Here is a 25,095-nt window from a genome sequence, read left to right as displayed (position 1 = left end):
TTCAGCGGGCTTCCGTCCAGGAACGGCTCAGCAGCACCGCGCAGTTGATGATGCCCACCAGCGAATAGGTCTGCGGATAGTTCCCCCACAGTTCGCCCGTCTCGATGGCGATGTCCTCGCTGAGCAGCCCCGCCGCCGTGCGTCGGTTCAGCATCTCGGCGAAGATTTCGCGCGCCTCTTCGGTGCGGCCGTTCAGGTGCAGGGCCTCGATGAACCAGAAGGTGCAGAAGTTGAACGCCGTCTCCGGCTCGCCGAAGTCATCCGGCTCGACGTAGCGGAACAGATGGCTGCCCTTCTTCAGGTCGCGCTCGATGGCGTCGAAGGTCTGGACCTGGCGCGGGTCCGCCGGATCGAGGAAGCCCAGATCGGTCATCTGGAGCAGACTTGCGTCCAGCTCCGTCCCGCCGAAGCTGGCGCCGAACCGGCCCTCGTCGGGCAGGAAGGCCTCCTTCTCAATACGGGCGCGGATTTCGGACGCCCGCTCGCGCCAGACCTCGCCGCGAGACTGCAGCCCCAGATGATCCGCCGCCTTGGCCAGGCGATCGCAGGCGGCCCAGCACATGACCGACGAATAGGTGTGCACCCGGGCGATGGTGCGGAACTCCCATAGGCCGGCGTCGGGCTGATCGTGCATGGCGTAGGCGCGCTCGCCCACCTTCTCGAGCGCGCAGAAATCCTCGACAGATCCGGGCCGAAGCAGGCGATGGTCGTAGAAGCTCTGCACCAGCGGCAGCACGATCTGGCCATAGACGTCGTGCTGCAGGTGCTCGCGCGCCTGGTTGCCCACGCGCACTGGTTTCATCCCGCGATAGCCCTCGACGGTCTCGGTGATGCGCTCGTCGATGTCCTCTTCCAGACCGACGCCGTACACGGGCTGGACGTGGCCGCCGCCTGAGGCGTCGACGAGGTTGCGCAGATAGACGAGGTAGTTCTCCAGAATGTCGACCGCACCCAGCCGGTTCAGCGCGCGCACCGTATAATAGGCGTCGCGGATCCAGCAGTAGCGATAGTCCCAGTTCCGCCCGCTCTCGGGGAACTCGGGCACCGAGGTGGTCATGGCGGCGACGATGGCGCCGGTCTCCTCATAGGCGCAGAGCTTGAGCGTGATCGCCGCGCGGATCACCGCCTCCTGATAGTCCAGCGGCAGATACAGGGTGCGCACCCAGTTCTTCCAATAGGACGCCGTCTGTTCATAGGCGGCCGTGACGCCCGACAGCACGGGCTGGTCGTAGCCCTCGTCCGGCCCCAGGAAGAAGGCCATCTCGTTTTCCAGCCGGAACGTCCGCTCGTCCAGCACGTGCGAGACCGGGCAGTTGGTGGTCAGCCGCATCACCACGTCGCTGCACAGATAGCGGATGTGGTTGGAGCCCGAGGTGATCTTGGCCCGGCGCGCGCCCCAGTCGGCGGACGGCCGCAGGCGGATGGTGATCCGCGGCGCGCCCTCCAGCGGCCGGATCAGCTTGCCGAACGCCAGCGGGCGATAGGTGCGGCCCTGCTTGGAATGACGCGGGGCGAAATCCAGGATTTCGACCGAAGCCCCGTCCTCGGCGGTGAGGACCGTACGCAGGATCGGGGTATTGCGCACATAGGTCTGGCTGACGTGTTTCACGTCCGCCAGTTCGACCGACCAGAAGCCGTGCTCAGGGTCGTCGCCGTCCATCAGGGCCGAGAAGATCGGATCGCCGTCCACGCGCGGCGCGCAGGCCCAGACGTGGCGGCCCTGTCGGTCGATCAGGGCGCTCAGCGCGCAGTTGCCGATGGGGAAGAGGTCGAGGTTCGCCTGGGTGCGTTTCGTCTCGGTCATGCGTCGACCTCCAGTCGTTCAAGCCAGTCCATGACGGCGTCCACGCCGTCCAGTCGATAGCGGGCGGCCGTGGCGCGCGCGGGCCCGACCAGGACGCCGAAGCCGCCCAGTCGCTGCGCCGCTTCGAAGCCGTGCTCGTCGGTCAGGTCGTCGCCCAGCATGACCGGGATGGCCCCGGCGAAAGGCGCTTCGGCCATGAAGGCGGTCACCGCCGTGCCCTTGTCGGAACCCGGCGTCTTGAGTTCCAGCACCATATGGCCGGGCTGAAGCGTCAGGCCGGTGCGGCCGGCCAAGTCGTCTGCCAGGCCGGCGGCCGCCTCGGCCTGATCCGGCGCCTGGCGGTAGTGCAGACCCGCCGAGACGCCCTTGTCCTCGACGATCAAGCCCTCGTCGCGCTCAGCGAACTGCTGGAAGGCCGCCAGCGCCTCAGCCACGCCCGCGTCCGGCGCGCCGCGCACGATCGAGCCGTCGCGTCGCCGCCGCTCCAGGCCATGCACGCCCGAGGCCGATCGGCTGGCGCCGTCGGCGATGCGGTCGATCTCAGCCAGGGTGCGCCCGCTGACAATGGCCAGCCGGCCCGCCAGACGGGCGTCGAGCGCCTTCAAGACCGCCGTTCGCCGGGGGTCGGGCAGCACGGCGTCCGGCGTCGGCGCCATAGGCGCCAGCACCCCGTCCAGGTCAAGGAACAGCGCTGGCCGCGCCAGACGCGAAGGCGGTGCGGGCAGGTCTCCGGCCGAGGACGGTTCGACGATGGCGGTCGCTGGCGGCATTCCGGTTCTTCTGTTTGATCCCCGGCCAGCCTAACGCCCTTGGGCCTGCAAAGTTGACCCCTCGTCGCGCATTTCTTCGCATTTGCGGCGCCGGCTGGCCCGGCGTGCGGCATTGGCCAAGCCGCTTCAAGGGTCTATCTGCCATGCATCGACCACTGCCGAGGCCCCGCCCCATGAGTTTCGACATCGCCGCGTCGCCCCCCGAGGACATCGCCCGGATGACCGAGCGCGCCCGCGAGGTCGTTCGTTTGAACATCGACGCTCTCACAGCGCTGGAGCGCGCCATTGACGTCAACATCGCGCGGGCCTGCGACATCATTCTCAGCCGACCGGGCTACGTGGTGGTGACCGGCATGGGCAAGTCGGGACACATCGGCAACAAGATCGCCGCCACCTTGGCGTCGACCGGCACCAACGCCTTTTTCGTCCACCCCGCCGAGATGAGCCATGGCGATCTGGGCATGCTTCGCGCGGACACGACGCTCCTGGCCATCTCCAACTCTGGCGAGAGCCGCGAACTGCGCGACCCGCTGCTGTTCTGCCAGCGCAGCGGCATCCCTGTGATCGGCATCACCCAGCGCGCCTCCAGCTTCCTGGGGCGCAACTCGGCGGTCTGCCTGACCATGCCGAGCGTGGCGGAGGCCTGCCCCAACGGCCTAGCGCCAACCACATCGACGCTGATGACTCTGGCCATGGGCGATGCACTGGCCATGGTGCTGATGGACCGCCGCGAGTTCACGCGCGAGGCGTTCGGCCTGCACCACCCCGGCGGCTCGCTGGGCATGAGCCTGCAGAGCGTTCGCGAATGGATGGGCGACAACGCCGCCGCCCCGGCCAGCGTGCCGCTTCACGCGCCGTTCACCGATGTGGTCTCCGCCATCACAGAGGGCCGCAAGGGCGCGGTCGCGGTTCTGAACCCTGACCAGACCCTGGCCGGGATCGTCACGGACGGCGACATCCGCCGCGCCTTCGCTCAGGACATCACGTCCCTTAAGGCAGAGGACATCATGAGCCGCAGCCCCATCATCGTCGATCCCGACGCCCGGATGAGCGACGTCGTCGATCTGCTGGCGGCCAACAAGATCGCCAATTTGTTCGTCGTGCAGGACAGCCGCCCGGTGGCGATCGTCCACATCGCCGAGTTGATGCAGGCTGGCTACGTCTCCTGACGGCCACGGTTGACCCAACCGGTCGCCGCCTTTAGGCGTCGCGCCCTTTCCCGAAGCCCGCTCCAAAGCCGCGAAGAGATTCATGAGCTCCATCTGCATCGACGGCTTCAACATCGCGCTGCCCAAGGGGTCGGGCATCGCCACCTACGGTCGCAACCTGCTGCCCAACGCCCGCGCCTTGGGTCTGGGCACCCAGGTTCTCTACGGCCCGCCCTCCTCGCGATCCAAGAACAACACCCTGAACGAAGCCCTTCTAGCCGACGCGGACCGTCCGCCGGCGAAGCAGAAGCGGTTCGAGCGGTTCAAGCGTACGTGGATGAGCCGGATGGGTCATGACGCCCATCCGATCTTGCCGTCAGGCGAGATTGTCTGGCCTTCACGGGGCGGCGGCCGGCCGGACGCCGACTACTTCTGGGCGGCGCGCGACCTGTTCGCCGTGTCTCACCGCGCTTTCCAAGCTTACGGGACCGAGACGCCCGTGCGCTTCGACGCAACCTCGGAGGCCCCGGCGCCCGGCGCCATGCACTGGACCGCGACCCTGCCGCTGTACGCCAAGGGCGTGCCCAATCTCTACACCATCCATGACCTGATCCCGCTGCGCCTCCCGCACACGACGCTGGAGAACAAGGACAAGTACATGGACCTGTGCCGCAAGATCGCGGCGCGGGCGGATCATATCGCCGTTGTTTCCGAAACGACGCGCCAGGACGTCATCCGCCTGCTGGGCGTGTCCGAGGACCGGGTCACCAATACCTATCAGGCCGTGGACCTGCCCGAACGGCTGACCTCCCGTCCTCAGCCCGAGGTGGCGCTGGAGCTTGAAGGCGTCTTCAACCTGGGCTGGAAGGACTATTTCCTGCACTTCGGCGCCATCGAGCCCAAGAAGAATCTAGGCCGCATCGTGGAGGCCTATCTGGCGTCGGGCCTGACCACGCCCCTGGTGATCGTCGGGGGCCGCGCCTGGCTGGACGAGCCCGAGACGGCGCTGCTGAACCAGGTCAAGCGCGACGGCGGGCCGATGGCGGACCGCATCCGTCAGTACGAATACATGTCCTTTTCCATGCTGATCAGCCTGATCCGCGGCGCCAAGGCCACGCTTTTCCCCTCGCTTTACGAAGGTTTCGGCCTGCCGGTGCTGGAGTCCATGGCCCTGTCCACCGCGGTGCTGACCTCGACGGGCGGGTCCCTGCCCGAGGTGGCCGGCGACGCGGCGCTGAGCGTCGATCCCTATGATGTTCAGGCCATGACGCGGGGCCTGCAGGCGCTGGACTCCGACGAAGCTCTGCGTGACGACCTGGTGGAGCGAGGCCTGGTGCAGGCCGCCAGGTTCACGCCCGCCGCCTATCAGGATCGGCTGCGCGATCTCTACAGCCGCGTCGGGGTGCTGTGAGCGTCCGCGTCCTGTTCGACGTCAGCCGGCTGCTGAGCCGGACAGAACGCCGCGTGCCGACCGGCGTGGACCGAGTCTGCCTCGCCTACGCCGAATGGCTGCTGGATCATCCCGACGTCGAAATGCGGGCGGTTCGCTGCCTGGACGAGCGGCTCGTCGCGGTCGACGACGATTGGTTCAGGGCCTGCGCCAGACGCATGCGCGAACAGTGGAGCGGCGCTTTCTTCGATCGGACGCCGACCGAGCACGAGGCTCGTTTGCTTGCCGCCGTGCGCGCGCCCGACCGCCCGGCCGCCTCGGTCATCAGCTCACCGCCGGCGACCGACGCCAAGCCTTCGCGCCTCAGGGTGGTGAAGCAGTATTTCCGTTCGCGTCGCCGCGCCGAGACGCCCGGCGGCGATCTCTATTTCAACGTCGGCCACACCAGCCTCAACACGCCCGACATCTTGGCCGGTCTGCAGGCTAGGGGTGTGCGGCCGGTAATCATGATCCACGACTTGATCCCCGTCACCCACCCTGAGTTCTGCCGTCCCGGAGACGGGCCCAAGCATGAGCGCCGGGTGCGGCACGCCCTGACCCATGCGGACCAAATCTTGGTCAACTCCGCCTATACCGGCCATGAAGTTCAAGCCTTCGCGGCAAGCGAAGGCCTGCGCGCGCCGCCCGTGCAGGTAGCTCACCTGGGACTGGAGCCCGTGTTTCTGTCGCCGGGAGCCTCGCAAGACGCCCCGCCGTACTTCCTCCATGTGGGCACGATCGAGGCGCGCAAGAACTTGGCCTTCCTCCTGACGCTGTGGCGTCGATTGGAGGAGCGGATGGGCGCCGAGGCTCCGCGCCTCGTCCTGATCGGGCGCTACGGCTGGGAGAACGAAGCCGTGCTGGACCATCTCGAACGGTCCCCCAGGCTGCGAGGCCTTGTGCACCAGGCGGCCAATCTGCCCGACCGCGCTCTGTCGGAGCTGATGCGGGGCGCACGAGCGGTTCTGGCGCCCTCCGCTGTCGAAGGCTTCGACCTCCCGGCAGTCGAGGCTTCGGCCATGGGCGTGCCGCTGATTGCGTCGGACATTCCGGCGCATCGGGAACTCGTGCCCGACGCCGCTTTGATCGACCCGCTGGACGGACCGGGCTGGATCGCCGCCCTAGAGTCAGCCACCCGCGTGCGGCCTGCGGCGCCCGCGCCCTATGTCGCTCCCACATGGGCCGCGCACTTCGCCGCCGTCGCGGCCTGCGTCGGCCTTTCGGGCGGGGGGTCCGCCGAACCTCTGGCCCCAGGCTGCAAAGCCCGGTAAATCAATCGCATCCGCGCCCAGCGGACCTAACGAGAGACGCCGCCTCCATGATGCGCTCGACCCTTTCCCTGCTCGCCATCACCGCCCTGCTCGCCATCACCGCCCTGCTCGCCGGCTGTTCGACCCTGCCTCGGGATGGCCCTTCCGGCCGCGCGATCGACCAGGGTGCGACGACCCCTGAATCCCAGGGCTCCTACGCGATCGTGCCGCTGGACTATCGGGCGTCGGAAATCATCAAGGCTGTCCCGCAGCAGTTTTTGGGCACGCTGGCGTCGGCCGACAGCGACGCCCCAACCGACCTGATCGGCGTCGGGGACGTGCTGGCCGTATCCATCTTCGAACCCTCAGGCGCTCTGTTCGGGGGCGGCGGCGGCGGCAACATCCGCGTCCAGGCCGGCAACCAGGCGCTGCCGCCCCTCACGGTCGACCGCGCGGGACAGGTGTCTGTCCCCTTCGCCGGCCGCATCAACGTGCAAGGCCTGACGTCAGGCCAGGCCGCCGACGCCATCCGGCGCGCCCTGATCGGCCGCGTGGCCAATCCCCAGGTGGTCGTGTCGGTGGCGCAGCCGGTCTCCAGCACGGTCACCGTTCTGGGCGAGGTGCGGCAGCCCGGTCGGCAACCGCTCACCGTCAACGCCGACCGCATCCTTGACGTGATCGCCGGCGCCGGGGGAACGGCGCGTCCGACCGAGGACGTCGTCGTCGCCATCCAGCGGGACGGGCAGACCTTCACCGCACCGCTCGCGGTGGTCACCACCGCCTTCGACGAGAATGTGAGGCTGCGCGCTGGCGACCAGATCAATCTGCGCTATCAGCCGCGCCGCTTCTCGACCTTCGGGGCGCTGAACGCCATCCGCGAAACCGAGATGGGCGCGGGCGAAGTGACCTTGGCCACAGCGCTCGGCCGCGTGGGCGGGCTGAATCCCCAGCAGGCGAACGCCCGTTCGGTGCTGGTCTTCCGTTTCGAGCGTCCAGAGGTCGCGCGAGCGCTGGGCGTGGATCAGCCGCCGACGCCGCGGGGCGTGCCGGTTGTCTATCGGCTAAACCTGGCTGAGGGGTCGGGCTTCTTCATCGCCTCCAACTTCGAGATTCGGCCCGACGACGTGGTTTACGTTTCCCGAGCCGGAGCGGCGGAGGCGCGCACCTTCTTCGAGTTCGTGCAGAGCTTCACCCGCGTGATCTACGACATCTCTGTCACCAGCGCCCTGAATCTCGACTAGCCATGGCCGGCTGGCTGTCGCGTTTGTTGGGATCGCGCCGTGCGGACGCAGATCCGGGGCGAGATCCCTTCATCGCGGCTCAGGACCGGGCCCCCTCCGAGGTCGACGCCTTCGCCGACCTCCTCGAGGAGGTTGAGCGCGCCGCCCTCGCCGTCTATGCGCGCCACGGCCTGCCGACCGCGCAAGGCCACTATCGCCGCGCGCCGGGCGCCATGGACTGGGCCTTCATCGCCGAGACCCTCACGCCCGAACAGAAGTTCGCACTGTCTGCGGACCATCCGCGTGAGGCCGGGTGGCGCTTTGGGTCTCGCGATGACCTGGGGGCCGTTCATCGCGAGACGCCGGAACTGGTCCAGGCGTCCGGAGCACTGGCCGGATGCGCCTGGCTGCGGGCGCGACGCGGCGTGGCTGCGAGCGAAGCGCTTGCTTCTGCACTCAAGCTCGGAGCCCTGTGGCGTGACATGGTCCAGCACGAGGCGCTGCTGCCCGACACCACTCTGACGCTGAGACCGGTCGACACCCCGCGCCAGACGCGCAAGAAGGCGGCCCTCCCCTCTCCGTCGCCGACGCCCGATCCCGAGCCATGACCGAGCCCGTCTCTTCCGATCCCGAAGGCCAGCTGGTCGGGCGTGTCATCGCCATGCCCGCCGACACCAATCCCGAGGGCGACATCTTCGGCGGCTGGCTGCTGGCCCAGATGGACCTGGCGGGCGCCACGCCGGCGTTCGAACTCGCGGAAGGCCGCTGCGTGACCATCGCCTTGGACGGCATGGTGTTCCACCAGCCGGTGTCGGTCGGCGACGAGGTCTCGACCTACGCCCGCGTGGTCAAGCGGGGCCGCACCTCGATCCGCGTCCATGTCGAGGCCTGGAAGCGGTCGCGCAACCAGACGGGCTCTGAACTCGTGCGGGTCACCGAGGGGGTCTTCACCTACGTCGCCATCGACGACGAACGTCGCCCGCGCCTTCTGCCGCCGCCTCAGGATTAACCCAGCGCGACGCTGGGAAATCTTGACCGAGAGGGTCCGGCGTCCTACCTCGCGGTCATGGCCGTCCAACGCATCCTCACCATCGACAACGCCGCCGACCTGGCGATCCTGAAGCAGGTGTCCAAGCCGGTGGAGGGCGTCGACGACGCCGTCCGCACCCTCATGGACGACATGCTGGACACCATGTACGACGCGCCCGGCATCGGCCTGGCCGCCGTGCAGATCGGCGAGCTGAAGCGCGTCATCGTCATGGACCTGGGCGACAAGCCTGGCGTCGAAGAGGCCGAGGGAGAGGACGCCGAAGCGCGCCGCAACCCGCGTCACTTCGTCAATCCGGAGATCCTGTGGTCGTCCGACGAGATGTTCACTTACGAGGAAGGCTGCCTGTCGATCCCCGAATATTTCGACAAGGTCGAGCGACCAGCCCGCGTGCGCATCCGCTATCTGAACTATCAGGGCGAGACGATCGAGGAGGAGGCCGAGGGCCTTTACGCCGTCTGCATCCAGCACGAGATGGATCACCTGAACGGCGTGCTGTTCATCGACCACCTGTCGCGCCTGAAGCGCGAACGCGCGGCGGCCAAGTGCAAGAAGGTCGCTCGCGAGCGGATGGCCGCCTGATGGCCCGCTCTCGCCTGACCCGCGGCCGCGACCGCGTCATCGACGCCTCGGGCCGTCGCCGCCTGACCCGCAGTGAAAAGGTCGGGGTCGCCAGCCTGGCCACCCTGATCGGCGTCGCCGTCGCGGGGGCCGTGGCCGGCATCATCCTGGACCGCCTGCTGACTTTCGACGACGCCTTCGACGCCGGCGGCGAATGGGACGAAGGCGGCGGCGTCTCGACCCGCTGGGACTGACGCCGCCCTCGCCGAATCAGCCCTTGAGCCGCGCCTCGAACAGGGCCAGCAGCTTGCTCCAGCCGTCCTGGGCGTCCGCCGCGCGATAGCTGGCTCGATAGTCGGCGTGGAAGCCGTGCGGGGCGGCCGGATAGACCACGATCTCGCTGTCGGTCTTGCCCGCGCGTTGCAGGGCGGCGCGCATGGCCTCGACGGTGTCCAGCGGAATGCCCTGATCGGCCTCGCCGTACAGGCCCAGCACCGGCGCCTTGAGATCGGCGGCGATGTCGACGGGCCACGGCTTGCCGGCCTCGCGCTGTTGCTCGGTGGCGTTCGCGGCGGGAGCCAGGCGCCCGTACCAGGCCACCCCGGCGCGGATGTTGGCGAAGCGGGCCGCGGCCTGCCACACCACCTTGCCGCCCCAGCAGAAGCCGGTGATGCCGATGCGCTGATCGTTGGCCCAGGCTTGGCGACTGGCCCATTCCAGGCTGGCGGAGATGTCGCCCATCACCTGTTCATAGCCCGCTTGAGCCACGATGCGCTGAATCTCCTGAATGTCGCTGAGCGGGGCCGGGTCGGCGGCGCGCACGAAGAAAGCGGGAGCGATAGCGGCGTAGCCGGCCTTGGCCAGGCGGCGGCACACATCCTGGATATAGGCGTGCAGGCCGAAAATCTCGGACGCCACCAGCACCACCGGATACGGCCCCTCGCCCGCCGGGCGCGCCACATAAACCGGCAGGTCGAAGCCGTCGGGGGCCTGGACGCTGACCGTCTCGGTCGTCAGGCCGTCGGCGTCGGTCGTGACGGGCTGCGCCTCCTGCGCCAGGGCGGCGGGCGCATAGCCGGCGAAGACCGCGGCCGCGAGGCCCAGCGACCGACGGCTGAGGTGGAAGTCGGCGGGTTCGGAGCCTTCGGGTCGGGTCAGCACGGTCATGAAACGCCTCGTCGCAAAGGGTGAGGCGCGGACCTTGGCCCGGCGTAGGCGGCCGGTCGAGTCACGATGTCGGGCGTCAGGCCGCGCGGCGCAGGGTCAGGTTCAGCCGGCCGCCGCCGGGGATCAGGCTGGACGAGCCCGCCAGCACCCGATCGACGCCATGGCGCGCCAGTCGCGCCGGGCCGGTCAGGGCGCAGACGTCGCCTGACGCCAGCCGCACGCTCGTCGTACGCCCGCCCTCGGCCGGGCCGATGCGGAACACCGCCGTGTCGCCCAGCGAGATCGAAAGCACAGGCGCGCCGAGGTCGCTTTCATCCTTGTCCTGATGCAGTCCCATCTTGGCCGGGCCGCGATACAGGTTCAGCAGGCAGGCGTCCGGCGGCTGGGGCCAGCCGGTCAGCTCGGTCCAGAGGTCGATCAGCCGGGCCGGCATGGGCGGCCAGGGGCGGCCGGTCTCGGGATGGGTCGCCTGATAGCGATAGCCGCCCCGATCCGACACCCAGCCCAGAGGCCCCAGACTGGTCTGCCGCACAGAAAACGGTCGACCGCCGGGCGTCACCGGCTGCACCCACGGAGCGTGTTCGACGGCGGACAGCACTTCGGCGACGAGCGAGGCCTGTTCCTCAGGCGACAGCCGGCCAGGCCAGAACCTGAAACCCTCCATCAGGCCCTCACCACGACAGCGGGGGCTGAGGCGCGTCAGCCCCGCGCCGCATCCCAGGCCCTTACCGCATCGGCGTCGCGCGCCGACAGCTCGGGATAGGCGGGGTCCGATCCCACGTCCGGCACCCGCCGCCACGAGCGGGCGCACTTGGGGAGGCTTGAGGCCGTTACCGCAGTTTCAATGTGGGCGTAATCGTCGTCTTGAATGGCTTTCTCAGAAGCCGGCCCTGATGAAACGCTAGCCTCGCTGACGATGAAGACCTCCGCCGGGTCAAGCCCGTCGAATGCTTCCAGATAGCCTTCGACACTCGGGTCCAAGTACACGCGCACGGTCGCGTCCAGGCTCGACCCGATACGCTTGAAACCGCGCTCATACTCGAGCTGCGCGTTTACCGCTTCTCGCACCTTCCAGACCTTCGCCCACCGCTCTGCCTCGGCTCCGTTGCGCCACTCACCCGGCGTCTCCGGGATCACCCGGTCGCAGTTGCTCCCACCCTCGGGAAAGCGCGTGGTCCAGGCTTCTTCCATGGTGAAGGGCGTCAGCGGCGACAGCCAGGCGGTCAGCCGTTCGAACACCGCGTCCATCACCGTGCGGGCGGCGCGCCTGCGGATCGCGTCGGGGCGGTCGCAGTACAGGCTGTCCTTGCGGATGTCGAAATACAGCGCCGACAGATCGCCCGAGCAGAACTCCAGCACCGGCCGCACCACGTCCTGGAAGCGATAGTCGCGATAGGCCTGGCGGACCTGGCCGTCCAGCTCCCACAGGCGGTGCAGGATGAAGCGCTCCAGCGGCGGCATCTGGTCCAGCGGCAAGCGTTCGGCCTCGTCGAAGTCGGCCAGGGCGCCCAGCAGATAGCGGACCGTGTTCCGCAGCTTGCGATAGGCGTCGACCGTGGTCTGCAGGATCTGCTTTCCGATCCGCTGGTCCTCGGCGTAGTCCACCAGGGCGACCCACAGGCGCAGGATGTCGGCGCCGCTCTCCTTGATGACCACCGCGGGGTCGGTCGTATTGCCCCGCGACTTGGACATCTTCTCCCCGTTCTCGTCCTGGGTGAAGCCGTGGGTCAGCACGGCCTCATAGGGGGCGCAGCCGCGCGTGCCCGAACCTTCCAGCAGGTTGGACTGGAACCAGCCGCGATGCTGGTCGGAGCCTTCCAGATACAGGTTCGCCGGCCAGTGCGACGGGCGGTCGCCGCTGTAGCCATGGGCCGGGTCGCGCGCCTCCAGGGTGAAGGCGTGGGTGCAGCCCGAGTCGAACCAGACGTCCAGGATGTCCTCGACCTTTTCGTAGCGGGCCGGATCGTGGGCGCCCAGGAAGTCGGCGTCGGGGGTCTCGAACCAGGCGTCGGCGCCGCCCTCGGACACGGCCTTCAGGATGCGGGCGTCGACTTCGTCGTCATGCAGCGGCTGGCCGGTCTGGCGGTCGACGAACATGGCCAGCGGCGTGCCCCAGGCGCGCTGGCGGCTGATCAGCCAGTCGGGGCGGCCCTCGACCATCGAGCGGATGCGGTTCTTGCCCGCCGCCGGGTGGAAGGCGGTGGCGTCGATGGCCGCCAGCGCCGTCTCGCGCAGGGTCTCGCCGGATTTCAGCGGCTCGTCCATGCGGATGAACCACTGGGGCGTGTTGCGGAAGATGATCGGAGCCTTCGACCGCCAGCTGTGCGGATAGGAATGCTCCATCCGCCCGCGCGCCAGCAGATTTCCGGCCTCGATCAGCTTTTCCATCACCGCGCCGTTGGCGGGGCCGAACTTGCCGGTCTTCTTGCCCTCGGTCTCCAGCACCTTGAGGCCGGCGAACAGCGGCACGTGCTCATAGTAGGCGCCGTCCGGATCGACCGTGTCGGGCACTTCGCGATGGCCGTGGGCCTTCCACACCTCGAAGTCGTCGGCGCCGTGGCCGGGCGCGGTGTGCACGAAGCCTGTCCCCGCGTCGTCGGTGACGTGATCGCCGGCCAGCAGCGGCACGGAGAAGCCGTAGCCCGGGTCCAGAGCCGCCAGCGGATGGGCGCACTCCAGCCCCGACGGGTCGATGGCGTCCACCCGGTCGAAGGCGCTGACCTTGGCGGCCTTCAGCACATCGGCGGCCAGCTTGTCGGCGATGATGAAGCGGTCGCCCGGCTTGGCCCAGGGCTCGAACTCCAGCCCCTCTTCCATGGCCGTGACCTCATACAGGCCGTATTCGATGTCGGGACCGTAGGAGATCGCCCGGTTGGCCGGGATGGTCCAGGGCGTGGTGGTCCAGATCACCACCGATGGCGTCGAATGGCGGAAGGCGAGCAGGTCGTCGGAATGGCTGTCCGAGGCGCCGATGACCGGGAATTTGACCCAGATCGTGGGCGAGACGTGGTCGTGATACTCCACCTCGGCGTCGGCCAGGGCGGTGCGCTCAACCGGGCTCCACATCACCGGCTTGGAGCCGCGATACAGCTGGCCCGAGTTCTTGAACTTGTGGAACTCGGCGACGATCGCCGCCTCGGTGCCGAAGTCCATCGTGGCGTAGCGATTGTTCCAGTCGCCCAGCACGCCCAGGCGCTTGAACTGGTCGCGCTGCACGTCGATCCAGCCGGCGGCGTATTCGCGGCAGGCGGCGCGGAAGGCGGCCTTGGAGACCTCGTCCTTGCGCTTGCCCTGGCTGCGGAACTTCTCCTCGATCTTCCACTCGATCGGCAGGCCGTGGCAGTCCCAGCCGGGCACATAGTCGACGTCCTTGCCCAGCAGGAACTGGCTGCGGACCACGAAGTCCTTCAGCGTCTTGTTCAGGGCGTGGCCGATGTGGATGTCACCGTTGGCGTAGGGCGGGCCGTCGTGCAGCACGAACAGCTCGGCGCCCTGCGACTGACGCAGGCGGCGCAGGCGGCCATACAGGTCGCCCCACTGCTCGATGATCTCCGGCTCCTTCTTGGGCAGGCCGCCGCGCATCGGGAACGGCGTCTCTGGCAGGAAGACGGTCTCGCGATAGTCGCGACCGGTGGGAGCATCTGGGGTCTGGGCGTCAGCCATGAATTCGGTCTCGGGCAAGGGGATCGTGCGCTTGGTCTGAAGGTCCGCCGTCCGGCGGCAACCCGGCGAGCGCGAGGCCTTGGGCCCTGCGGCGCTACGCCGGGCGGCTAATCGAAATCAGGCGAGGGACGCGCGCGGTCATGATGGATGGGCGATAGCAGGGGCCGCCCGCCCGCGCCAGCCTTCGGGGCGTGTCTTGCGGCCAGTCTCGCGCTTGCCGATAGTCCACCCTGCACGTTCAGGAGACCGCCATGCGCCGCGCCGCCGTCCTCGCCCTCGCCGCCCTCGCCGCCGCCTGTTCTGAGCCGGCTCAGAACGCCGAGCCGGCGCCGACCGCCGAGACCGCGCCTGCGCTGGCGGGCAGAGAAGCTGTTTACGAGGCGGCGCGCGGCACGCCCGAAGCCTTCGTTCGCGCGCTCTACGCCTCCTACGCTGCGTCCGAGACGCCGCCGGCCGCCGGTCAGGACCCCGTCCATTCGCGCATGCTGAACGCCATGATCGGCGAGGACAGCCGCCAGCGCCGCACCCTGTCGGTCGACCCGATCTGCCAGTGCCCGCCCGGTTCGACCGACGTGACGCTTCAGTCCGTCAGCATCGCCGACGAACGGCCGACCACCGCCCGCGCCCAGGTCGCCTTCACCCAGGGCGGCGAAACCCGCACCCAGACCCTGTCGCTGCTGAAGGAAGGCCCGCTGTGGCGCGTCGATGACATCCAGCCCGAGGGCGGGCGCCCGGTCAGCGAGACGCTGATGGCGTCTATCGATTAAGCGCTGCTTTCGCGGCTTGCGCGTCGGCGTCGATCTGGGCCTTCAGGGCGTCCAGGCCGTCGAACTTCAGTTCGCCGCGCAGGAAGGCGACCAGTTCGGTCTCGATGACCTGGCCGTAGAGGCTCTCGTCGAAACCGAACAGCCAGACTTCCAGTAGGGGTTCGGGCGTCTCGAACATCGGCCGAACGCCCAGGTTGGCCACCCCGTCGATCACCCGGCCGTCGGCCAGGCGCGTGCGCGTCGCATAGACCCCGTAGGCTGGGCGCATGTAATCGCCCATGCGGACATTGGCGGTCGGCACGCCGATGGTGCGGCCGCGCTTGTCGCCGTGCACCACTTCGCCGGCGATGGCGAAGGGGCGGCCCAGGATGGCGGCGGCGCGGTCCATGTCGCCGGCCGCCAGCGCCTCGCGCACCGCGCTGGACGACAGTTTCAGCCCTGAGGCGTCGTCGATCCGCTCGGCCACCGAGACGGTGAACCCCAGGTCGCGGCCATAGGCCTTCAGCGCCTCGGGCGAGCCGCTGCGGCCCTTGCCGAAGGTGAAGTCGAAGCCGACGGCGGCGTGGACGACCCCAAGGCCCTCGGACAGCACGCGTCGCGCGAAATCAGCGTCGCTCATGGCCGCCATCTCGGCGTCAAAGGGCAGAAGATACAGGCGCTTCACGCCCAGCGGCGTCAGGGCTGTGGCCATCTGGTCGGCGCTCATCAGCCGAAAGGGGGCGGCCTCGGGCTGGAACCAGCGGCGCGGATGGGGATCGAAGCTGACGACGCCCAGCGGCGCGCCCAGGGTTCGCGCAGCCTCGGCGGCCTGGGCGATCACGGCGCGGTGGCCGCGATGCACGCCGTCGAACGCGCCGACCGCCACGGCCGCGCCCGTCAGCTCAGGGCTCAGCCCACGCCAGTCGCGGACGATCTGAACGCCGTGGGTCACCTCAGCCGCGGGTCGGACGGCGGCGGCGCGGCACACGCACCACGGCCTCGCCCTCCATGATAAGCTCGCCGTCGACGTAGCCGTCGCAGCGCAGGGCCACGCGCGCGCTTTCCGGATCGATCGAGGCCACCGAAATGCGCGCCACGACCGCGTCGCCGATCCGCACCGGCTTATGAAAGGCCAGGGTCTGGGAAATGTAGATCGAGCCGGCGCCGGGCAGGATGGTCCCCACCACCGCCGAGCCGAACGAGGCGCTCAGCAGGCCGTGCGCGATCCGCCCGCGATAGGCGGTCTTGGAGGCGAAGGCCTCGTCCATGTGCACGGGGTTGAAGTCGTCGGAAGCCTCGGCGAAGCGCGCGATCCGGTCCTCGGTCACGTCCACGACCTTTTCGGCCGTCATGCCCACGAAGAGTTCGTCGAGGATGTAGCCGCCCGACGGATGTTGCTGAACTGTCTCAACCATGGGCGGTCCTTAGACGGGGTGCGACGAAATGGCGAGCCTCACCAGCGCAGGTCGAGCGCGGCGTAGCGGGCGTAGGCCGTCTCCGCCTTCAGCAGTTCGCCGGCCCGCGCCGGGTCCAGCGCACCGTCTTCGCCACGCGCTTTGTCACCATGAATTCCTTGCGCGATGAACAGGCAATCCAGGGCCTGGGCGTTGGCGCCCAGCACGTCGGTCACTACCCCGTCGCCGATGCACAGCACGCGCGAGCGATCGACGGCGCGGCCCAGCAGCGCCGTCGCCTCCTTCAGCGCCAAATCGTAGATCGGGCCGAAGGGCTTGCCAGCCATGACCACCCGTCCGCCCAGCGCCTCGTAAAGGTCGGCCAGCGCGCCGCCGCAATAGATCAGCCGGTCGCCCTTCTGGACGACGCGGTCGGGGTTGGCGCAGATCAGCTCCAGATCGCGCTCGACCGCGGGGATCAGGCGCTCGCGATAGTCCTCGGGCGTCTCGGTCGCGTCGTCGCGCGGGCCGGTGACCGAGACGAAGGCCGCGTCGCCCGCGCCCTCGGCCAGGTCCAGCCCCAGCCCCTCGTACAGCGGCCAGTCGCGATCCGGCCCGATGATCCAGGCCGGCCCCGGCGCGCGACGCGCCAGTTCCGCCCGCGTGGCGTCGCCCGAAGTGACGAAGGCCTTCCAGCTTTCGCGCGGCACGCCCAGCCCATCCAGCTGCCCCACCACGTCGGACGAGGGGCGCGGCGAGTTGGAGATCAGCACCACATGGCCGCCCGCCGCATTGAACCGCGTCAGGGCCTCGCACGCCTCGGGCCAGCTTTCGCGCCCGTTGTGGATCACCCCCCAGACGTCGCACAGCAGGATGTCATAGTCCCCGGCGACGGCGGACAGGGCGGGCAGCGGATGAGGCAGGGTCATGGGGCCTGATAGCCGCTCGTCTCGGTCGAGAGAAGCGCGCCGCGCGTCGCACGGCGAACGGGCGTATGCTGTTCGATCTGATTCGCGCCCGCGAGGTCCGATGGCCGCCGCCCCTTCCGATATCCGTCGTCCCGCCTTCGATCCCTGGCTGCTGCTGATGGCGGTCGGGCTGGCCGTGGCGGTCGCCGCCCTGGCCTGGCCGGCCTTTCGCGCCGGACCGCTGACCACGCCCGGCCTGATCCTGATCCTGGCGGCGGCGGCCGTCGGCCTGATGGCCTTGCTGGGCTTTTCGCGCGCCGAGCCGCGCGCGCCGTCAGGGGACGCCTCGGTCGACCTGCTGGACGCCTTGGCCGAGCCCGCCGCCCTGGTGCTGGCCGGCGGTCAGGTGCTGGCCTTCAACGCCGCCTGGGCCGCCGAGAACGGCACCATGACCAGCCTGCCGCGGCCCGCGCCCGGCCGATCGGCCCAGGCGCTGTACATGGCCTTCGCCCAGGCCCGTCAGGGCGAGGCCGGACGCGCCATCGTGCCGATCGGCGAGCGAGAGGTCGAGGTGGTGGTGGCCCGCGCCGGCGAAGGCCGCTTCCTGGTTCGCGCCGCGCCCGAGGCCGCCCTGACGATCAGCCCGGCCGAGCCCGCCGCGGCGCCCAGCTTCACGCCCGGTGAGGCGCGCGCCATGGCCGCCGGCGCGCCTTTCGGATCCGCGGTGATCGGCGGGGAGGACCTGTTCACCGGCCGCATCGAGGAGGCCAACCCCGCCTTCGGCCAGCTGACCGGCCCGGCCGCCGCCGGCGACGCCGCCTTCGGCCATCTGTTCGACCCCGCCGGCGTGACCGAGGCCCGCGCCCGCCTGGCCGAGGGCTCGTCCGGCCCGCTGGATCTGGCGCCGCGCGCCTGGCCCGACCGGGTTCTGCACCTCTATGTCGCGCCCGAGGGCGACAAGCGCCGCATCTGGCTGTTCGACGTCTCGACCCAGAAGTCCATGGAGCTTCAGCTGTCGCAGGCGCAGAAGATGCAGGCGGTCGGCCAGCTGGCCGGCGGCGTGGCGCACGACTTCAACAATCTGCTGACGGCCATCCAGCTGCAGCTCAGCGGCCTCCTAGAGCGCCACCCGGTTGGCGACCCCTCCTACGAGGGGCTGAACGAGATCCGCCAGACCGCCATCCGCGCCGCCGATCTGGTGCGCAAGCTGCTGGCCTTCTCTCGCAAGTCCACGGTGCGGCGCGAGCGGCTGGACCTGGCCGAGCTGGTCAGCGAGTTCGCCGTGCTGCTGCGTCGTCTGCTGCGCGAGGACGTGCGGCTGGAGACCGACCACGGCCGCGACCTGCCCGCCGTCGTCGCCGACAAGAGCCAGCTGGAGACGGCCGTCATGAACCTGGCGGTCAATGCGCGCGACGCCATGCGCGGCGTGGTCGAGCCCGGCTCGGGGGTGGTCACCATCCGCACCCGTCGGCTCGAGGCTGCTGAGGCCCGCGTCCAGGGCTGGTCCGGGGCGCCGGACGGCGAGGTCGCCCTGATCGAGGTCGCCGACACCGGGCCGGGCGTGCCGCCCGAGCTGATGGACAAGATTTTCGAGCCCTTCTTCACCACCAAGGCGGTGAACGAGGGCACCGGCATGGGCCTGGCCACCGTCTACGGCATCGTCCAGCAGGCGGGCGGCCACATCGATGTGACGGCCGCGCCCGGCGGCGGCGCCTGTTTCCGCATCTTCCTGCCGGCCGCCGGCGAGGCCGAACTGGCCGAGGTGCAGCCCGTCGAAGTCAAGGCCGTCAAGGCGCCGCGCGACCTGTCCGGCGCCGGCCGCATCCTGTTCGTCGAGGACGAGGCGGCCGTGCGCGGCATCGCCGCCCGCCTGCTGCGCCAACGCGGCTACGAGGTCATCGAGGCCGCCGACGGCGAAGAGGCGCTGGAGCTGGCCGAGGAATGGGCCGGTCGGATCGACATGCTGATCTCCGACGTCATCATGCCCGGCCTGGACGGACCGGCCCTGCTGAAGAAGGCCCGCCCCTATCTGGGCGACGCGCCGGTCATGTTCATCTCGGGCTATGCCGAGAGCGACTTCTCGGACCTGCTTCAGGACGAGGCGGGCGTGTCCTTCCTGCCCAAGCCGCTGGACATCAAGACCCTGGCCGAGCGCGTCAAACAGCAACTCCATTCCGGCTGAAGGCGCCGCCGTGCCTGACCGGTCAGCGCGTCCGCCAGGTCGTCGGCCAGGCCTCGGGCGGCGCGCCCCAGCATTCACGCATTTCGCTTTCACTCTCCAGGGCGAAGGCGTCGCCGGTCCAGACCCAGCGCGACAGTATCCCGCAGTCGCCCAGGCCTCTTCCCTTGTTGAACGCCGTCAGGGTCTGGGTCGCCGGATCGAACTCGCCGTTGACGGTCTCGTCCAGGGCGCTGCGAGACGAGGGCAGGCTGAGCAGGCGAGACTGTCCGCCGGCCGCATCGGTGATGGTCCAAGACTGGCCGACATTATAGGCCCCGACGAAGCACGGTATGGCCCACAAATGCCGGCCGTCAGGCAGCCGCCAGCCCTGGTCCGGAATCTCTAGATCCTTGCGCTCGGCCATGTCGGCCCGACAGGCAACGATCTTGAGCAGCAGCTCGGCGGCGGCGGGCGCGCGGCGGGCTTCGAGAGGCTGCGCCAAGCCGGTCGGGCGAGGGGCCGGGGGAAGGGCCGGCCCTGCCGGCACGGCGGCGGCCGGGCGGTCGCCCTTGCGGAACACGGCAGTGTCCGTGCCCAGTCGGCCCTGACGCTCATCCAGCCATAGCAAGGCCGCCGCGGCTCCCGACGGCGACAGCACCGCGACGGGTTGACCGCCTGCGAGCAGCCTTATCGAGCGGCTCTGGCCCAGGGCGTTGATCAGGCCCGAGACGTCCTGCGTCACGACGCCTTGAGCCCCGATATCGCCGCCGTCTTGAGGCTCAGGCGCCCCCGTGGGCCACTGTCGGCCATCGACTTCGACGACCAAAGGCTGGTCGGCTTCATCCCAGGCGGCTCGCCCGGCCCAGACCGCGGGGCGCGCGTCCGGTCCCGCCGGCAGGGCGATGCGAAGCCAGCCCGTGTCCCCATCAACGGGGCCGGCGAAGGCGAAGCAGTCCCGGCCATTGTCGCAGACCGCCAGCCAGCCGCGAAACTTCCGCGTCTCGGTATGGCTTTCGGACGGGCTCGCCGCCGCCGGGCCGGGGACGTTGGGCCCAGCCGGGCGGGGCGCATCCTCTTCGGCGCTGCAGGCCGCCAGCAGGGTCAGCCCAAGGGCGGCGGCGACGGCCTGTCTCGCGCTCACGCCTTTCGCAGCTCCTGCGGCCGGTGCGCCGCCCGCGCACCGGTCTTGCCGCTTTCCACCAGATATTCGGGATGATTCTTGGACGCGGCGACCTTGTGGCCCTTTATCTGGGTGGCGGAGGTCAGCTTCTTGACCACCTTGCCGGTGGTGGACCCCTGACTGTGGTCCCAGCGCACCTTGTCGCCAGCCTTGAAGGTTTTTTCCGTCATGTCTCGGGCTCCTGATATTCGACCTGCTCAGCGAGCAAGGCCGTCATCAGTTCCGCGTCCGCCACCGCTGGCGGCTCTCCGAACGCATCGAGCCATTCCGCCATCAAGGCGTCTGTCGCCGTCCTCATGAACGCATTCCCGCGCAGTTGATCGCCCTTCCGAAAAACCCAACGGACTCAGGGTGATTCGCGTTCAGCTTCGCCGTGGGAGGCGATTTCAGGGCAGGGTTAACGCACGCGAGCCGCTCGCCCGGCGAACCAAACCGGCCGCCGGGCGAAACAGACCGATCAGACCTTGGCGTTCGGCTCGGCCTCGGCGCGAGCTTCCGCCTTCTGCGCCTTGGCTTCAGCCTCATCGGCCTCGGCGCGGGCCAGCAGGGCCTCTTCGGCCGCAGTGCGCTTGGCCGAAGAGCGGCGCCCCCACATGTTCAAAGCCTCGACACCCGCCGAGAAAGCCATGGCGGCGTATATGTAGCCCTTAGGCACATGGGCGCCGAAACCCTCTGCGATCAGCACCATGCCGATCATCAGGAGGAAGCCGAGGGCCAGCATGACCACGGTCGGGTTCTTGTCGATGAAGTCGCCCAGCGGGTCGGCCGCGAGCAGCATGACGGTGATGGCCACCAGCACCGCGATGACCATGATAGGCAGGTGCTCGGTCATCCCGACCGCCGTCAGGATCGAATCGATCGAGAAGACGAGGTCGATCAGGATGATCTGGAAGATCGCCGCACCGGCGTTGTTGATTACGATATCCTTCTTGTTCTTCTCCAACAGGTCCTTGCTGGGCTTGGGATCGACCGTGTGATGGATCTCCTTGGTCGCCTTCCAGACAAGGAACAGGCCGCCCAGGATCAGGATCACGTCCTTCCACGAGAAGGCGTTGCCCATGACCGAGAAGATCGGGGCGGTCAGAGTCACGATCCAGGCGATCGTTGAAAGCAGCGCCAGGCGCATGATCAGCGCCAGCGAAATGCCGATGCGCCGCACCCGCGAGCGATGCTCGGGCGGCAGCTTGTTCGACAAGATGGAGATGAAGATCAGGTTGTCGATGCCTAGCACGACTTCCATGACAATGAGCGTGACAAGGGCCGCCCAAGCCGCCGGGTCGGTGACGAGAGGTGCGATATCGAACATTATGTGCGGGGATCCAGATGGAGAGGTCGGCGGGCGCCGAACGCGTCTTCTACCGCGCTGGTTCCCATCGCTGCAACGGGGTCGGGTGTGGCGCGCTGCCTCGGTTGCGGGGGGTAAGGCCCCGTGCTATCAGGCGCCCGGCTTAGCCAAGGGGCGCGTCGCAAGGCGCGTCCCCGGCGTGCTTTCTGCAAGCATTTCAAGCCCCTGAGATCGTCGCGACAGCATTCGCCGGCGCGACCCAAAGCTTTTCGTGGCGGACTATATAAGTGGCTGATCTTTTCAGAACGACCGAAGTCGGCGGACGCTACGCCCAAGCGCTGTTCGATCTGGCCGACGAAACAGGCGCGCTGGACGCCGTGCGGGCCGATCTGAAGAGCCTGCGCGCTGCGTGGGGCGAGAGCGCGGACCTGCGCCGCGCCATGACCAGCCCGATCATTCCCGCAGACGATCAGCAGAAGGCCTTGGTCGCCATCGCCGCTGCGGCCGGCTTCAATTCGGCGACGCGCAACTTCCTGGGTCTGCTGGGCCAGAATCACCGCGCCCGCGACCTGCCCGCCGTCATCGCCGGGTTCGAGGTCCTGTACGCCAAGAAGACGGGCGTGGTCGCCGCCGAGGTCGTTTCGGCCCAGCCGCTGAGCGCCGCCCAGTCGAAATCGATCCAGTCCGCGCTGCGTCAGGCGCTGGGCCGCGATCCCGAACTCACCGCCCGCGTCGATCCGTCGATCCTGGGCGGCCTGAAGGTCAAGGTCGGCTCGAAGCTCTTCGACGCCTCGCTGAAGACCAAGCTCGACCAGATGAAGTTCGCGCTCAAGCGCGCCTAACCCACGACGGCGCCTGAACAGCGCACCAGAGACCAAGACAGAGAGATCCACATGGACATCCGCGCCGCTGAAATCTCGGCCATCCTCAAGTCGCAGATCGCCAACTTCGGCGTCGAAGCCGACGTTTCCGACGTCGGCCAGGTGCTGTCGGTCGGCGATGGCATCGCGCGCATCCACGGACTGGACAACGTCCAGGCCGGCGAGATGGTCGAATTCACCAAGGCCGGCGTGAAGGGCATGGCCCTGAACCTGGAACGCGACAACGTGGGCGCGGTGATCTTCGGCGCCGACGCCGCCATCGCCGAGGGCGACGAAGTGCGCCGCCTGGGCGAGATCGTGGACGTGCCGGTCGGCAAGGGCCTGCTGGGCCGCGTCGTCAACCCGCTGGGCGAGCCGATCGACGGCAAGGGTCCGATCCAGTTCACCGAGCGTCGCCGCGTCGACGTCAAGGCGCCGGGCATCATTCCCCGCAAGTCGGTGCACGAGCCGATGCAGACCGGCCTGAAGGCCATCGACACCCTGATCCCTGTCGGCCGTGGCCAGCGCGAGCTGATCATCGGCGACCGTCAGGTCGGCAAGACCGCCGTCGCCGTCGACACCATCCTGAACCAGAAGAACGTCAACCAGACCGACGACGAGAGCGCCAAGCTCTACTGCATCTATGTCGCCATCGGTCAGAAGCGTTCGACCGTGGCCCAGATCGTCAAGACCCTCGAGGAGTCGGGCGCGCTGGAGTACACCATCGTCGTGGCCTCGACCGCGTCGGAGCCGGCCCCGCTGCAGTTCCTGGCGCCGTTCGCCGGCACCGCCATGGGCGAGTATTTCCGCGACAACGGCATGCACGGCCTGATCGTCTATGACGACCTGTCCAAGCAGGCTGTGGCCTATCGCCAGATGTCGCTGCTGCTGCGCCGTCCGCCGGGCCGCGAAGCCTATCCGGGCGACGTCTTCTACCTGCACTCGCGCCTGCTGGAGCGTTCGGCCAAGCTAAACGAGGACAACGGCTCGGGCTCGCTGACCGCCCTGCCGATCATCGAGACCCAGGCCAACGACGTGTCGGCCTACATCCCGACCAATGTGATCTCGATCACCGACGGCCAGATCTTCCTGGAATCGGACCTGTTCTATCAGGGCATCCGCCCCGCCGTGAACGTCGGCATCTCGGTGTCGCGCGTGGGCTCCTCGGCCCAGATCAAGGCGATGAAGCAGGTGGCCGGCACCATCAAGGGCGAGCTGGCGCAGTATCGCGAGATGGCCGCCTTCGCCAAGTTCGGCTCGGACCTGGACGCCTCGACCCAGAAGCTGCTGGCGCGCGGCGCCCGCCTGACCGAGCTGCTGAAGCAGCCGCAGTACTCGCCCCTGGCGGTCGAGGAGCAGGTGGTGTCGATCTACGCCGGCACGCGCGGCTACCTGGACGGCATCGCGGTGGCCGACGTCGGCCGCTTCGAACGCGAGCTGCTGGCCCGCGTCCACGGCAATCACGCCAGCCTGCTGGACGGCATCCGCACCAAGAAGGCCCTGACGCCCGAGCTCGAAGCCGAGCTCAAGGGCATCCTGGACGCCTTCGCCAAGACCTTCGCCTGAGCCCGACCGGTTAGTTAGAGGAAGAGCAAAGCCGGATGGCCAGTCTCAAGGAAATGCGCAATCGGATCGGAAGCGTGAAAGCCACGCAGAAGATCACGAAAGCCATGCAGATGGTCGCCGCGGCCAAGCTGAAGCGCGCCCAGGACCAGGCTGAGAACGCCCGGCCCTACGCCGAGCGCATGGCCTCGGTCATCGCCAATCTGGCCGCCGGCGTGTCGGGCGAAGGCGCGCCGCGCCTTCTGGCCGGCACCGGCTCGGACCAGCGTCACCTGATCGTGGTGGCGACGGCCGACAAGGGCCTGGCGGGCGGCTTCTCGACCAATGTCATCCGTGCTGCGCGTGAGCGCATCAACAGCCTGATCGCCTCGGGCAAGGACGTGCGGATCGTGGCCGTGGGCCGCAAGTCGCGCGACCAGCTGACCCGCCTGTACGGCGACAAGGTGATCCGCACCTTCGAGCTGAGCGAGCACAAGACCTTGGGTCTGCCCGCCGCCCAGCCCGTGGCCGAACTGATCGCCGAGGCGTTCGAGGGCGGCGAGGCCGATGTGGTCACGCTGTTCTACAGCCAGTTCAAGTCGGTCATCTCGCAGGTGCCGACCGCCAAGCAGCTGGTCCCGGCCGTCGTCGAGGGCGGCGCCGAGCCGATCGACCTCAATGGCGCGGTGTACGAGTACGAGCCGTCGGAAGAGGAAATCCTCGAGACCCTGCTGCCGCGCAACATCACGACCCAGATCCTGGCGGCCCTGTACGAGAACCAGGCCGGCTTCTTCGGCGCCCAGATGGCCGCGATGGACAACGCCACGCGCAACGCGGGCGACCTCATCAATGCCTTGACGCTGCAGTACAACCGCAAGCGCCAAGCCCAGATCACCACCGAGCTGATCGAGATCATCGCCGGCGCCGAAGCCCTCTGATCCCGACCGAACCGACATTCC

General features: G+C 68.8%; 25 protein-coding genes. 13 read left to right on the top strand and 12 right to left on the bottom strand.

Features of this window, described 5'->3' with window-relative positions:
- Position 1: 1 nt before the first annotated feature.
- Positions 2 to 1,804 (bottom strand): glycoside hydrolase family 15 protein, encoded by a 1,803-nt coding sequence (locus E4M01_RS05530; protein ID WP_135061845.1) that lies wholly within the window; start codon positions 1,802 to 1,804, stop codon positions 2 to 4.
- Positions 1,801 to 2,574 carry a trehalose-phosphatase gene (otsB, locus tag E4M01_RS05525; RefSeq protein WP_135061846.1) on the bottom strand — a complete coding sequence of 258 codons (774 nt, stop codon included), beginning with the start codon at positions 2,572 to 2,574 and terminating at the stop codon, positions 1,801 to 1,803. The genes E4M01_RS05530 and otsB overlap by 4 nt, the downstream gene beginning before the upstream one ends.
- Positions 2,575 to 2,747: 173 nt before the next feature.
- On the opposite strand from otsB, the gene E4M01_RS05520 reads away from it, so the two are divergent.
- The 8 genes from E4M01_RS05520 to E4M01_RS05485 all read left to right on the top strand — a co-directional run bounded on the left by E4M01_RS05520 (position 2,748) and on the right by E4M01_RS05485 (position 9,484).
- Complete coding sequence (locus E4M01_RS05520) at positions 2,748 to 3,743, top strand: SIS domain-containing protein (protein WP_135061847.1); 996 nt, start codon at positions 2,748 to 2,750, stop codon at positions 3,741 to 3,743.
- Between the two features lie 82 nt (positions 3,744 to 3,825).
- A complete protein-coding gene (locus E4M01_RS05515; RefSeq protein WP_135061848.1) occupies positions 3,826 to 5,133 on the top strand; it encodes a glycosyltransferase family 1 protein in 1,308 nt (435 codons plus the stop codon).
- The gene (locus tag E4M01_RS05510; protein ID WP_135061849.1) at positions 5,130 to 6,422 is read left to right on the top strand and encodes a glycosyltransferase family 1 protein; all 1,293 of its coding nucleotides are present in this window, start codon (positions 5,130 to 5,132) and stop codon (positions 6,420 to 6,422) included. Before E4M01_RS05515 ends, E4M01_RS05510 begins: the two co-directional genes overlap by 4 nt.
- A gap of 47 nt (positions 6,423 to 6,469) precedes the next feature.
- Positions 6,470 to 7,642, top strand: a complete 1,173-nt coding sequence (locus E4M01_RS05505) for a polysaccharide biosynthesis/export family protein (RefSeq protein ID WP_245158164.1) — start codon at positions 6,470 to 6,472, stop codon at positions 7,640 to 7,642.
- 2 nt (positions 7,643 to 7,644) lie between these two features.
- The gene (locus E4M01_RS05500) at positions 7,645 to 8,229 is read left to right on the top strand and encodes a hypothetical protein (RefSeq protein WP_135061850.1); all 585 of its coding nucleotides are present in this window, start codon (positions 7,645 to 7,647) and stop codon (positions 8,227 to 8,229) included.
- On the top strand, positions 8,226 to 8,630 hold the full coding sequence (locus E4M01_RS05495; RefSeq protein WP_135061851.1) for an acyl-CoA thioesterase: 405 nt from the start codon (positions 8,226 to 8,228) through the stop codon (positions 8,628 to 8,630). The genes E4M01_RS05500 and E4M01_RS05495 overlap by 4 nt, the downstream gene beginning before the upstream one ends.
- Before the next feature lie 57 nt (positions 8,631 to 8,687).
- Positions 8,688 to 9,251 (top strand): peptide deformylase, encoded by a 564-nt coding sequence (def, locus tag E4M01_RS05490; protein WP_135061852.1) that lies wholly within the window; start codon positions 8,688 to 8,690, stop codon positions 9,249 to 9,251.
- Positions 9,251 to 9,484 (top strand): hypothetical protein, encoded by a 234-nt coding sequence (locus tag E4M01_RS05485; protein WP_135061853.1) that lies wholly within the window; start codon positions 9,251 to 9,253, stop codon positions 9,482 to 9,484. The genes def and E4M01_RS05485 overlap by 1 nt, the downstream gene beginning before the upstream one ends.
- 16 nt (positions 9,485 to 9,500) lie before the next feature.
- Here E4M01_RS05485 and E4M01_RS05480 read toward each other — a convergent pair whose 3' ends face one another.
- The 3 genes from E4M01_RS05480 to ileS all read right to left on the bottom strand — a co-directional run bounded on the left by E4M01_RS05480 (position 9,501) and on the right by ileS (position 14,060).
- Positions 9,501 to 10,397, bottom strand: a complete 897-nt coding sequence (locus E4M01_RS05480) for a dienelactone hydrolase family protein (protein ID WP_135061854.1) — start codon at positions 10,395 to 10,397, stop codon at positions 9,501 to 9,503.
- A 76-nt stretch (positions 10,398 to 10,473) separates the two neighbouring features.
- Positions 10,474 to 11,061, bottom strand: coding sequence for an alpha-ketoglutarate-dependent dioxygenase AlkB (locus E4M01_RS05475; RefSeq protein ID WP_135061855.1), 588 nt, complete (start codon positions 11,059 to 11,061; stop codon positions 10,474 to 10,476).
- 35 nt (positions 11,062 to 11,096) lie between these two features.
- Positions 11,097 to 14,060 (bottom strand): isoleucine--tRNA ligase, encoded by a 2,964-nt coding sequence (ileS, locus tag E4M01_RS05470; protein ID WP_135061856.1) that lies wholly within the window; start codon positions 14,058 to 14,060, stop codon positions 11,097 to 11,099.
- A 251-nt stretch (positions 14,061 to 14,311) separates the two neighbouring features.
- Here ileS and E4M01_RS05465 point away from each other — a divergent pair, with 251 nt between their 5' ends.
- Complete coding sequence (locus E4M01_RS05465; RefSeq protein ID WP_135061857.1) at positions 14,312 to 14,827, top strand: DUF3828 domain-containing protein; 516 nt, start codon at positions 14,312 to 14,314, stop codon at positions 14,825 to 14,827.
- Here E4M01_RS05465 and E4M01_RS05460 read toward each other — a convergent pair.
- The 3 genes from E4M01_RS05460 to E4M01_RS05450 are packed head-to-tail and all read right to left on the bottom strand — an operon-like array spanning position 14,817 to position 17,129.
- Positions 14,817 to 15,758, bottom strand: a complete 942-nt coding sequence (locus tag E4M01_RS05460) for a bifunctional riboflavin kinase/FAD synthetase (protein ID WP_135061858.1) — start codon at positions 15,756 to 15,758, stop codon at positions 14,817 to 14,819. The two genes, E4M01_RS05465 and E4M01_RS05460, sit on opposite strands and share 11 nt — an antisense overlap.
- Position 15,759: 1 nt before the next feature.
- Complete coding sequence (locus tag E4M01_RS05455) at positions 15,760 to 16,221, bottom strand: MaoC family dehydratase (protein WP_135061859.1); 462 nt, start codon at positions 16,219 to 16,221, stop codon at positions 15,760 to 15,762.
- Between the two features lie 38 nt (positions 16,222 to 16,259).
- Positions 16,260 to 17,129 (bottom strand): TIGR01459 family HAD-type hydrolase, encoded by an 870-nt coding sequence (locus E4M01_RS05450; protein ID WP_135061860.1) that lies wholly within the window; start codon positions 17,127 to 17,129, stop codon positions 16,260 to 16,262.
- A gap of 100 nt (positions 17,130 to 17,229) precedes the next feature.
- Here E4M01_RS05450 and cckA point away from each other — a divergent pair, with 100 nt between their 5' ends.
- Positions 17,230 to 19,290: a cell cycle histidine kinase CckA gene (gene cckA / locus E4M01_RS05445; protein ID WP_209316077.1), complete on the top strand. Its 2,061-nt coding sequence runs from the start codon at positions 17,230 to 17,232 to the stop codon at positions 19,288 to 19,290.
- Positions 19,291 to 19,312: 22 nt separating this feature from the next.
- On the opposite strand, the gene E4M01_RS05440 is transcribed toward cckA, so the two are convergent.
- From E4M01_RS05440 to E4M01_RS05430, 4 genes are all read right to left on the bottom strand, one after another.
- Entirely contained in the window at positions 19,313 to 20,410 is a 1,098-nt protein-coding gene (locus E4M01_RS05440) for a DUF1176 domain-containing protein (protein WP_135061861.1), read from the bottom strand.
- The gene (locus E4M01_RS05435; protein WP_135061862.1) at positions 20,407 to 20,619 is read right to left on the bottom strand and encodes a DUF2945 domain-containing protein; all 213 of its coding nucleotides are present in this window, start codon (positions 20,617 to 20,619) and stop codon (positions 20,407 to 20,409) included. The genes E4M01_RS05440 and E4M01_RS05435 overlap by 4 nt, the downstream gene beginning before the upstream one ends.
- On the bottom strand, positions 20,616 to 20,747 hold the full coding sequence (locus E4M01_RS14610) for a hypothetical protein (RefSeq protein WP_256359994.1): 132 nt from the start codon (positions 20,745 to 20,747) through the stop codon (positions 20,616 to 20,618). Before E4M01_RS14610 ends, E4M01_RS05435 begins: the two co-directional genes overlap by 4 nt.
- A 159-nt stretch (positions 20,748 to 20,906) precedes the next feature.
- Positions 20,907 to 21,755, bottom strand: coding sequence for a TerC family protein (locus tag E4M01_RS05430; RefSeq protein ID WP_135061863.1), 849 nt, complete (start codon positions 21,753 to 21,755; stop codon positions 20,907 to 20,909).
- Between the two features lie 266 nt (positions 21,756 to 22,021).
- Here E4M01_RS05430 and E4M01_RS05425 point away from each other — a divergent pair, with 266 nt between their 5' ends.
- The 3 genes from E4M01_RS05425 to E4M01_RS05415 are packed head-to-tail and all read left to right on the top strand — an operon-like array spanning position 22,022 to position 25,074.
- Positions 22,022 to 22,576: a F0F1 ATP synthase subunit delta gene (locus tag E4M01_RS05425; protein WP_135061864.1), complete on the top strand. Its 555-nt coding sequence runs from the start codon at positions 22,022 to 22,024 to the stop codon at positions 22,574 to 22,576.
- A 51-nt stretch (positions 22,577 to 22,627) separates the two neighbouring features.
- Complete coding sequence (atpA, locus tag E4M01_RS05420; protein ID WP_135061865.1) at positions 22,628 to 24,160, top strand: F0F1 ATP synthase subunit alpha; 1,533 nt, start codon at positions 22,628 to 22,630, stop codon at positions 24,158 to 24,160.
- 35 nt (positions 24,161 to 24,195) lie between these two features.
- Positions 24,196 to 25,074, top strand: coding sequence for a F0F1 ATP synthase subunit gamma (locus tag E4M01_RS05415; RefSeq protein ID WP_135061866.1), 879 nt, complete (start codon positions 24,196 to 24,198; stop codon positions 25,072 to 25,074).
- The last annotated feature ends 21 nt before the right edge of the window (positions 25,075 to 25,095 follow it).

It is taken from the genome of Brevundimonas sp. MF30-B (genome assembly GCF_004683885.1).
Classification (GTDB): Bacteria; Pseudomonadota; Alphaproteobacteria; order Caulobacterales; family Caulobacteraceae; genus Brevundimonas.
This window is presented reverse-complemented; position numbering and strand designations above follow the sequence as displayed.